The organism is Pseudomonas sp. HMWF006 (genome assembly GCF_003061205.1).
Lineage (GTDB): Bacteria > Pseudomonadota > Gammaproteobacteria > Pseudomonadales > Pseudomonadaceae > Aquipseudomonas > Aquipseudomonas monsensis.
Window position 1 is genome coordinate 1 of record NZ_QAIU01000053.1, and the last position, 8,897, is coordinate 8,897.

The following is an 8,897-nucleotide window of genomic DNA, read 5'->3' on the forward strand; positions in this document are numbered from 1 at the left end:
ACCCGTTGTCGGTCAAAGGCGCCAACGGTCAGATGTGGAAGCCGCAGAACTATGACCGCCGCTCCCACGGTACCGTATTTCTTTATCAGGGCCTGGCGCACTCCTACAACCTGTCGACTTCGCGTCTGGGTCTGGAAGTGGGCGTACCGAATGTGCTCAAGACCTTGGGCCGCCTCGGTGTGACGCGTGAATTCCCGGCATTCCCATCAATGTTGCTTGGCGCGGGCGGGATGACCCCGATTGAAGTGGCGACCATGTACCAGACCCTCGCCAATGGTGGTTTCAATACACCGATGCGCGGGATTCGCAGCGTACTGACCGCCGAGGGCGAGCCGCTCAAGCGTTATCCATTCCAGATCGAGCAGCGTTTCGATCCGGCGTCGATCTACCTGATCCAGAACGCCATGCAGCGGGTGATGCGTGAAGGTACCGGCAGTTCGGTTTATAACGTGCTGCCGAAGACGCTGACCCTGGCCGGCAAGACCGGTACCAGTAACGATTCGCGTGACAGCTGGTTCGCCGGTTTCAGTCAGGATCTGCTGGCGGTGGTCTGGCTGGGTCGTGATGACAACGGCAAGACACCGTTCACCGGGGCTACCGGTGCGCTGCAGGTCTGGACCAGTTTCATGCGCAAGGCCGATCCGCTGCCGCTGGACATGCCGCAGCCGGACAACATCGTCCAGGCGTGGGTCGATTCGCGGACCGGGCAGGGCTCCGATGCCAACTGCCCGGGGGCGGTGCAGATGCCGTATATTCGCGGCAGCGAACCGCCACCCGGCGCCGCGTGTGCAAGCAAAACGCCTGCTTCGCCGGAATCGGTGATGGATTGGGTCAAGGGCTGGATGAATTAAGCAAAGAGGGTTTCAAGTGAACAAGTGGTTGATTCCAGCGGTGACCGCCGTGGCTTTGCTCAGCGGCTGCTCTACCGTACAGCGTGGTTCGATCCCGGTGGTCGATTCCGGTACCGCCGTGTCCAACAGCGAGCGCATTTCGGCCAATGGCGGCTTCCGTCAAACGACCGTCAAGCGCCCTGTGCAGGGCCAGACTCAGGCGATCCCGCAAGGCGATACCGGCGTGGTGGTGATGGTGCCGGGTGGTGGCGCGACAACATCCGCGCCGATCAGCACTTCGCCAATCGTGCCGGGACCGGCGTCCGGCGGAATTACCCCGGGACCGTACAATCCGTCGCCGGTTGACTCGGCGCCCGTCAACACTGGCAGCTACAGCATGCCGTCGACGCCGAGCGGCATTCCTTCGGCCAGCAGCGGCGGCGGTCTGTCGGCCGACGAGCAACTGGACGGCCCGGTGCTCGCGTTGCTGACCACTGCGCAACAGCAACAGGCCGGTGGCGACCTCAATGGCGCTTCGTCCAGCCTGGAGCGTGCCCAGCGTGTTGCCCCGCGTGAGCCGCAAGTGCTTTACCGTCTGGCGCAAGTGCGCATGGCCCAGGGTGACGCCCCGCAAGCCGAGCAATTTGCCCGTCGTGCATTGACCATGGCCAACGGTCGTCCTGATCTGCAAGCCAATCTGTGGGAAATCATCGCGCAGTCCCGTGAAAAACAAGGTGACGCTGCCGGCGCCGCGCAGGCCCGTCAGAAGGCCAGGGTTTCGCTGTGATGGATGTTCGGTTCCCGAAAATCGCCGATCAGCTGTTGCTGATCGAGCGTGAGTTGCGCACTCAGGGCTGGTGGGACGAGGTCTCGCCGTCGGCTGAAGCCCTGAGCAGTGTCGAGCCGTTTTCGGTCGACACACTGGACTTCGAGCAGTGGCTGCAATGGATCTTCCTGCCACGGATGAAAATGATCCTCGAGCAGGATCTGCCGTTGCCCAATGCCTCGGGGATTCAGGAAATGGCTGAAATGGTCTTCGCCCAGCGCAATCTGCAGGGCAAGGATCGCCAGTTGCAGGTGCTGCTCAAAGAGTTCGACCTGCTGATCACCGCTTCCCGTTAATACCGATTCCGTGCAGGAACTGCCGCAGGCCGCGATCTTTTGATCTTGTCTTTAACGATCGCAGCCTGCTGCAGCGCCTACAGGTCTCTATTCACAGTTTTGCGTAATCTGTTTCTGCGCTTCGATAATGCGCTCCTGCCGTTGTGCAGCGTCCAGGCGCCTTGATTCTCCCTCTACTTCTTCTCTCAAACGTGGATTGTTCTGCAATTGCGCAAGGTTCGTCCGTGCCTGTTCGCAAAACTGTTTGAGCTGTGCCTGCTGGTCGGCGACCTGTTTCTTGACCTTGGCGTCGATCACCTTCTGATCCCCCAGTGCACCGCTGCCCGGCATTGGCGCAGCTTTGGGCGGTGGCGAGGAGGGCGTTTGTACGGTACTGGACGGCTGGCCTTGCGGCGGCTGCGCATCGAAGTGCGTGACACCTTGAGCGTCGACCCATGTGTAAATTTGAGCGGCCATGCACCACGGGCTGAGGCCGATCAGCAGAGTGAGGAGTAGCGTTCGCATGCTGATTCCTTGGCAAAATTGCGCAATTGACGCTAACAGAGTAGCGGTTTTCAGGTTTTTTCTTGCGTTCTCATGTGCTTACCCACAATTAAGCACATAGACGGCTTGACTTGGAGAGGGCGAAACAGAAGAATCCAAAGTCCGCTGTAGAGGGACTGCCAGAAGCAGACCCACTCGGTAGATCATGAGGCGCACATCCGCGCCGACCTGTTACACCCGCAACGCGTTACCTCGCGCTGGGTGGGAAAGGCCCGCAACACTTGGGACGATCCCAATACTTGCTCAGTCAGTGCTGACGTAGTCGGCGACCACCGTCGCTCATGCTCTGCCGAGAAGTAAACCTATTAAGACCCGCCCCTTTTTTGTGGACGGTATTCTGGCGTTTTAGAGGTGAACAACGTGGAGCTTTTATCTGGCGGTGAGATGCTCGTCCGCTTCTTGCGTGACGAAGGCGTCAAATATATCTACGGGTACCCGGGTGGTGCTCTCCTGCATGTTTACGATGCCCTGTTCAAAGAACCGGAAGTGACCCACATCCTGGTTCGTCACGAACAAGCGGCGACCCATATGGCTGACGGCTACGCCCGTGCCACCGGTAAAGCCGGCGTGGTATTGGTGACTTCCGGTCCAGGCGCCACAAACGCCATCACCGGTATCGCCACGGCCTATATGGACTCGATTCCAATGGTGATCATTTCCGGTCAGGTGCCAAGCACCATGGTCGGCACCGACGCGTTCCAGGAAACCGACATGATCGGTATCTCCCGGCCGATCGTGAAGCACAGCTTCATGATCAAGCACGCCTCGGAAATCCCGGAAGTCATGAAGAAGGCCTTCTACCTGGCGCAATCCGGTCGTCCGGGCCCGGTCGTGGTCGATATCCCGAAAGACATGACCAATCCGGCCGAGAAGTTCGAATACGTCTTCCCGAAAAAAGCCAAGCTGCGCTCCTACAGCCCGGCCGTTCGCGGTCACTCGGGGCAAATCCGCAAGGCGGCAGAAATGCTCCTCGCGGCCAAGCGCCCAGTGCTGTACTCCGGCGGCGGCGTGATTCTGGGCAATGGTTCCGCACCGCTGACCGAACTGGCGAAGATGCTCAACCTGCCAGTGACCAACACCTTGATGGGCCTGGGTGGTTACCCTGGTACCGATCGGCAGTTCATCGGCATGCTCGGCATGCACGGCAGCTACACCGCCAACCTGGCGATGCACCACGCTGACGTGATCCTGGCGGTCGGCGCGCGTTTCGACGATCGCGTGATCAACGGCGCGGCGAAGTTCTGCCCGAACGCCAAGATCATCCACATCGACATCGACCCGGCTTCGATCTCCAAGACCATCAAGGCCGACGTGCCAATTGTTGGCCCGGTAGAGAGCGTCCTGACCGAAATGGTCACGATCCTCAAGGAAATCGGCGAGACCCCGAACAAGGAGTCGGTTGCCAGCTGGTGGAAGCAAGTCGATGAATGGCGCGGTGATCGCGGCCTGTTCCCTTACGACAAGGGCGATGGCAGCAAGATCAAGCCGCAGACCGTGATCGAGACCCTGTGCGAAGTGACCAAGGGCGATGCCTTCATCACTTCCGACGTGGGCCAGCACCAGATGTTCGCGGCGCAGTACTACACGTTCAACAAGCCTAATCGCTGGATCAACTCCGGTGGCCTGGGCACCATGGGCTTCGGTTTCCCGGCGGCCATGGGCATCAAGTTGAGCTTTCCGGATGATGACGTCGCCTGCGTGACCGGCGAAGGCAGCATCCAGATGAACATCCAGGAGCTGTCGACCTGCCTGCAATATGGTCTGCCGGTGAAAATCGTCATCCTCAACAACGGTGTTCTGGGGATGGTTCGTCAGTGGCAGGACATGAGCTACGGCAGCCGTCACTCGCACTCCTACATGGAATCGCTGCCTGACTTCGTCAAGTTGGCTGAAGCCTACGGCCACGTTGGCGTACGCATCACCGAATCGAAAGATTTGAAGTCGAAGATGGCAGAAGCGTTCGCCATGAAGGATCGCCTGGTCGTGATCGACATTTCGGTCGACACCAGCGAGCACGTCTATCCGATGCAGATCAAAGACGGCTCGATGCGCGATATGTGGCTGAGCAAGACGGAGCGTACTTAATCATGCGGCACATTATTTCCTTGCTTCTGGAAAACGAACCCGGCGCTTTGTCTCGCGTAGTCGGCCTGTTCTCGCAGCGCAACTACAACATCGAAAGCCTGACCGTGGCCCCGACCGAAGACCCGACCCTGTCGCGTCTGACGCTGACCACCGTGGGCCACGATGAAATCATCGAGCAGATCACCAAAAACCTGAACAAGCTGATCGAAGTGGTCAAGCTGGTGGACCTGTCGGAAAGCGCTCACATCGAGCGCGAGCTGATGCTGGTCAAGGTCAAGGCCACTGGCGCCCAGCGCGCCGAGATCAAACGCACCACCGATATTTACCGTGGACAGATCGTCGACGTCAGCGCCAGCGTGTATACCGTTCAATTGACCGGTACCAGCGACAAGCTCGACAGCTTCATTCAGTCCATCGGCACCGCATCAATTCTGGAAACCGTCCGTAGCGGCGTGACCGGCATTGCTCGCGGCGACAAAGTACTCAGCATCTAAACCAAATTAGCGAATGGCCTGAACGGCCTGGATATATAGGGGAAATTCATGAAAGTTTTCTACGATAAAGACTGCGACCTGTCGATCATCCAGGGCAAGAAAGTTGCCATCATCGGTTACGGTTCCCAGGGCCACGCCCAAGCGTGCAACCTGAAAGATTCCGGTGTTGACGTTACCGTTGGTCTGCGTAAAGGTTCGGCCACCGTTGCCAAAGCTGAAGCTCACGGCCTGAAAGTGACCGACGTGGCTGCCGCTGTTGCCGGCGCCGACCTGGTCATGATCCTGACCCCGGACGAGTTCCAGTCCCAGCTCTACAAGAACGAAATCGAGCCGAACATCAAGAAGGGCGCCACCCTGGCCTTCTCCCACGGCTTCGCGATCCACTACAACCAGGTTGTTCCGCGTGCCGACCTCGACGTGATCATGATCGCGCCGAAAGCCCCGGGCCACACCGTACGTTCCGAGTTCGTCAAAGGCGGCGGTATCCCTGACCTGATCGCGATCTACCAGGACGCTTCGGGCAACGCCAAAAACGTTGCACTGTCCTACGCTGCTGGCGTTGGTGGCGGTCGTACCGGCATCATCGAAACCACGTTCAAAGACGAGACCGAAACCGACCTGTTCGGCGAACAAGCCGTTCTGTGCGGCGGTACCGTTGAGCTGGTAAAAGCCGGTTTCGAAACTCTGGTTGAAGCTGGCTACGCGCCGGAAATGGCCTACTTCGAGTGCTTGCACGAACTGAAGCTGATCGTTGACCTCATGTACGAAGGCGGTATCGCCAACATGAACTACTCGATCTCCAACAACGCCGAGTACGGCGAGTACGTGACCGGTCCGGAAGTGATCAACGCCGAATCCCGTCAGGCCATGCGCAATGCCCTGAAACGCATTCAAGACGGCGAATACGCCAAAATGTTCATCAGCGAAGGCGCAACCGGCTACCCTTCGATGACCGCCAAGCGTCGTAACAACGCCGCTCACGGTATCGAAATCATCGGCGAGCAACTGCGCTCCATGATGCCGTGGATCGGTGCCAACAAGATCGTCGACAAAGCCAAAAACTAAGTCGTCACCCTTGTACGAAAAACGCGGCCTCGGCCGCGTTTTTTCGTTTGAGGCGGTGGTTCTGGTATAAAGCTGCATCGTTTGTGGCCGAACTGTCGTCCTCAAGCACCTGTCGAATTTTCTCCAAACCGTTGCAAGGTAATGTCCATGAGCGAACGTCCCGAAGAGCCGAACAAGGCTTCTGACGCCGAAAGCCTGCTGCCCATCGATGAACACATCGAAGAAGGGCACGACGCAGAAGGTCGTAAAGTCCGGCATCGTGGTATCTATCTGCTGCCGAATCTGTTCACCACGGCGAACCTGTTTGCCGGGTTCTATTCCATCATCAACTCGATGAGCGCCCAGGCGGCCCTGAGCGCTGGCGATTCGGCGAATGCGAGCAAGTATTTCGCCTTCGCTGCGATCGCGATCTTCGTTGCCATGGTGCTCGACGGCCTCGACGGCCGGGTTGCGCGCATGACCAATACGCAAAGTGCTTTTGGCGCCGAGTACGACTCGCTGTCGGACATGGTTGCCTTTGGCGTCGCGCCGGCGTTGCTGGCCTTCGGCTGGGCGTTGGGTGACATGGGCAAGGTCGGCTGGATGGTTGCCTTCATCTATGTAGCGGGCGCGGCGTTGCGTCTGGCACGTTTCAACACCCAGGTTGGCACCGCAGACAAACGTTACTTCATCGGCCTGGCCAGTCCGGCAGCCGCCGGTGTGGTGGCCGGTATCGTCTGGGCATTCAGCGATTACGGCATCCAGGGTTCGAAAATGTCGTTCTTGGTCGCGTTGATGGTCGCGGCTGCCGGCATGCTGATGGTCAGCAACATCAAGTACAACAGCTTTAAAGAGCTGGACTTGAAAGGGCGGGTGCCGTTCGTGGCAATCCTTGCAGTGGTGCTGGTGTTCGCCGTGGTCTTCAGCGATCCACCGCGCATTCTGCTGCTGGTGTTCCTCGCCTACGCTGCTTCCGGCCCGGTGCAATACCTGTTGCATCTTCGTCGGCACAAAAAAGCCGAGTGATGTAATTTCCCGCATACTCCGCAGTCTATGGGTGCATCTGTCCTCCAAAGCTGCGGAGTTGCCATGCTGATCAAAGTCCCCCAAGCGTCTGACTGCCATGAGTCGGATGTCACGCCTGAATCCATTTATCTCTCCCGCCGCCAGTTGCTGGGGGCCACTGCTGCCGGTATCGCCGTCAGTAGCCTGCCACGCTGGGCCAATGCTGATGATGCGGCGCGTTATCCCGATGTCGAGCCGGGCAAGGCGCCTGCCTGGTTTGCCGAAAAGCTTCCTTCTACTAAATGGGGGGCGGTCAACGTCAAGGATGAGGCGATCACGCCTTATAAAGATGCGACCCACTACAACAACTTCTATGAGTTCGGGACCGACAAGGGTGATCCGGCGGCGAATGCCGGCGCGTTGAAAACCGAACCGTGGACGGTGGTGGTGGACGGAGAGGTGGGTAAGCCGGGGCGCTATGCGCTGGAAGACTTCATGAAACCGTATCAGTTGGAAGAGCGCATCTATCGACTGCGTTGTGTCGAGGCCTGGTCGATGGTCATTCCATGGATCGGTTTTCCGATCTCGGCGCTGCTCAAGCAGGTCGAGCCCACCTCCAAAGCCAAGTACATTCGCTTTGAAACCTTGCAGGATCCCAAGAGCATGCCCGGGCAGCGCTCGGGATTCGCTTTGATCGACTGGCCTTATGTAGAGGGCCTGCGCCTGGATGAGGCGATGAATCCTCTGGCGATTCTTGCGGTGGGTATGTATGGCCGCGAACTCCCGAATCAGAACGGTGCGCCGCTGCGTCTGGTGGTGCCGTGGAAGTATGGCTTCAAGAGCGTCAAATCCATTGTGCGTATCAGTCTTGTCAGCGAGCAGCCAAAGACGACATGGCAGAGCATTGCGGCAGATGAGTACGGCTTTTACGCGAACGTGAATCCGACGGTCGATCATCCGCGCTGGACCCAGGCGCGGGAGCGGCGTCTGCCGAACAGTCTGTTCAAGCCGAATGTGCGTGATACACAGATGTTCAACGGCTATTCGGATGAAGTCGCTTCTTTATATACAGGGCTCGATCTGCGGAAGAACTACTGATGCGATTCCCGTACTGGCGTATAGGCGTTTTCATTGCGGCGGCAGTCTGGCCGATGCTGTGGTTGTATCAGGCTCTCGGGGATTTGCTCGGGCCTGATCCTGGCAAAGTGCTGGTGGATCGGCTGGGGCTGGGGACGTTGGTGTTGTTGTTGATTACCCTGAGCATGACACCGATGCAAAAGCTAACCGGGTGGGCAGGGTGGATTGCTGTTCGTCGGCAGTTGGGGCTTTGGTGTTTTGCCTATGTGGTTTTGCACCTGGGCAGCTATATGGCGTTCATTCTGGGGTTCGATTGGTCGCAGTTGGCGGTCGAACTGCGTAAGCGGCCTTACATAATAGTAGGGGCGTTGGCTTTCCTTGGACTGTTGGCGTTGGCGGTGACCTCCAATCGCTACAGTCAGCGTCGTTTAGGTGTGCGTTGGAAGAAGCTACATCGTCTGGTGTACGTGATTCTTGGCCTGGGTTTGCTGCATATGCTGTGGATTGTGCGTGCTGATCTCGAAGAGTGGGCGATCTATGCCTTTATAGGTGCTGTGCTTCTGCTGCTGCGTATTCCGCCAGTGACGCGGCGGATCCCGCGTTTGGTGGCTAAAAAGCAGGTTTTGCAAGAAAAGCGAAATTAACGGTTGACGGCGAATTCTAGAAGTCTATAATTCGCCCCACTTCCGGCGCAGTC

The 8,897-nt window shown here is 58.3% G+C and carries 10 protein-coding genes; 9 read left to right on the top strand and 1 reads right to left on the bottom strand.

The annotated features are described in order from the left end of the window. The 3 genes from DBR24_RS02035 to DBR24_RS02045 form a co-directional block, all read left to right on the top strand. A partial coding sequence (locus tag DBR24_RS02035; protein WP_256591242.1) for a penicillin-binding transpeptidase domain-containing protein occupies positions 1–851 on the top strand: 851 nt, incomplete at its 5' end. A 16-nt stretch (positions 852–867) separates the two neighbouring features. Next, the gene (locus DBR24_RS02040; RefSeq protein WP_128613747.1) at positions 868–1,617 is read left to right on the top strand and encodes a tetratricopeptide repeat protein; all 750 of its coding nucleotides are present in this window, start codon (positions 868–870) and stop codon (positions 1,615–1,617) included. Further along, positions 1,617–1,952, top strand: a complete 336-nt coding sequence (locus tag DBR24_RS02045; RefSeq protein WP_123464131.1) for a YqcC family protein — start codon at positions 1,617–1,619, stop codon at positions 1,950–1,952. The genes DBR24_RS02040 and DBR24_RS02045 overlap by 1 nt, the downstream gene beginning before the upstream one ends. Positions 1,953–2,039: 87 nt before the next feature. Here the strand turns inward: DBR24_RS02045 and DBR24_RS02050 are convergent, their stop codons facing one another. Beyond that, on the bottom strand, positions 2,040–2,456 hold the full coding sequence (locus tag DBR24_RS02050) for a DUF4124 domain-containing protein (protein WP_123464133.1): 417 nt from the start codon (positions 2,454–2,456) through the stop codon (positions 2,040–2,042). Between the two features lie 399 nt (positions 2,457–2,855). Here DBR24_RS02050 and DBR24_RS02055 point away from each other — a divergent pair, with 399 nt between their 5' ends. The 6 genes from DBR24_RS02055 (at position 2,856) to msrQ (ending at position 8,844) form a co-directional block, all read left to right on the top strand. Further along, positions 2,856–4,580, top strand: coding sequence for an acetolactate synthase 3 large subunit (locus DBR24_RS02055; RefSeq protein ID WP_123464154.1), 1,725 nt, complete (start codon positions 2,856–2,858; stop codon positions 4,578–4,580). A gap of 2 nt (positions 4,581–4,582) precedes the next feature. Further along, positions 4,583–5,074, top strand: coding sequence for an acetolactate synthase small subunit (ilvN, locus tag DBR24_RS02060; protein WP_003205610.1), 492 nt, complete (start codon positions 4,583–4,585; stop codon positions 5,072–5,074). A 48-nt stretch (positions 5,075–5,122) separates the two neighbouring features. Then, a complete protein-coding gene (gene ilvC, locus DBR24_RS02065; RefSeq protein WP_007959661.1) occupies positions 5,123–6,139 on the top strand; it encodes a ketol-acid reductoisomerase in 1,017 nt (338 codons plus the stop codon). 147 nt (positions 6,140–6,286) lie between these two features. Further along, on the top strand, positions 6,287–7,144 hold the full coding sequence (gene pssA, locus DBR24_RS02070; RefSeq protein ID WP_016983477.1) for a CDP-diacylglycerol--serine O-phosphatidyltransferase: 858 nt from the start codon (positions 6,287–6,289) through the stop codon (positions 7,142–7,144). Positions 7,145–7,207: 63 nt separating this feature from the next. Next, complete coding sequence (msrP, locus tag DBR24_RS02075; RefSeq protein ID WP_128613748.1) at positions 7,208–8,221, top strand: protein-methionine-sulfoxide reductase catalytic subunit MsrP; 1,014 nt, start codon at positions 7,208–7,210, stop codon at positions 8,219–8,221. Then, positions 8,221–8,844, top strand: a complete 624-nt coding sequence (msrQ, locus tag DBR24_RS02080) for a protein-methionine-sulfoxide reductase heme-binding subunit MsrQ (protein ID WP_128613749.1) — start codon at positions 8,221–8,223, stop codon at positions 8,842–8,844. The genes msrP and msrQ overlap by 1 nt, the downstream gene beginning before the upstream one ends. Positions 8,845–8,897 lie beyond the last annotated feature (53 nt).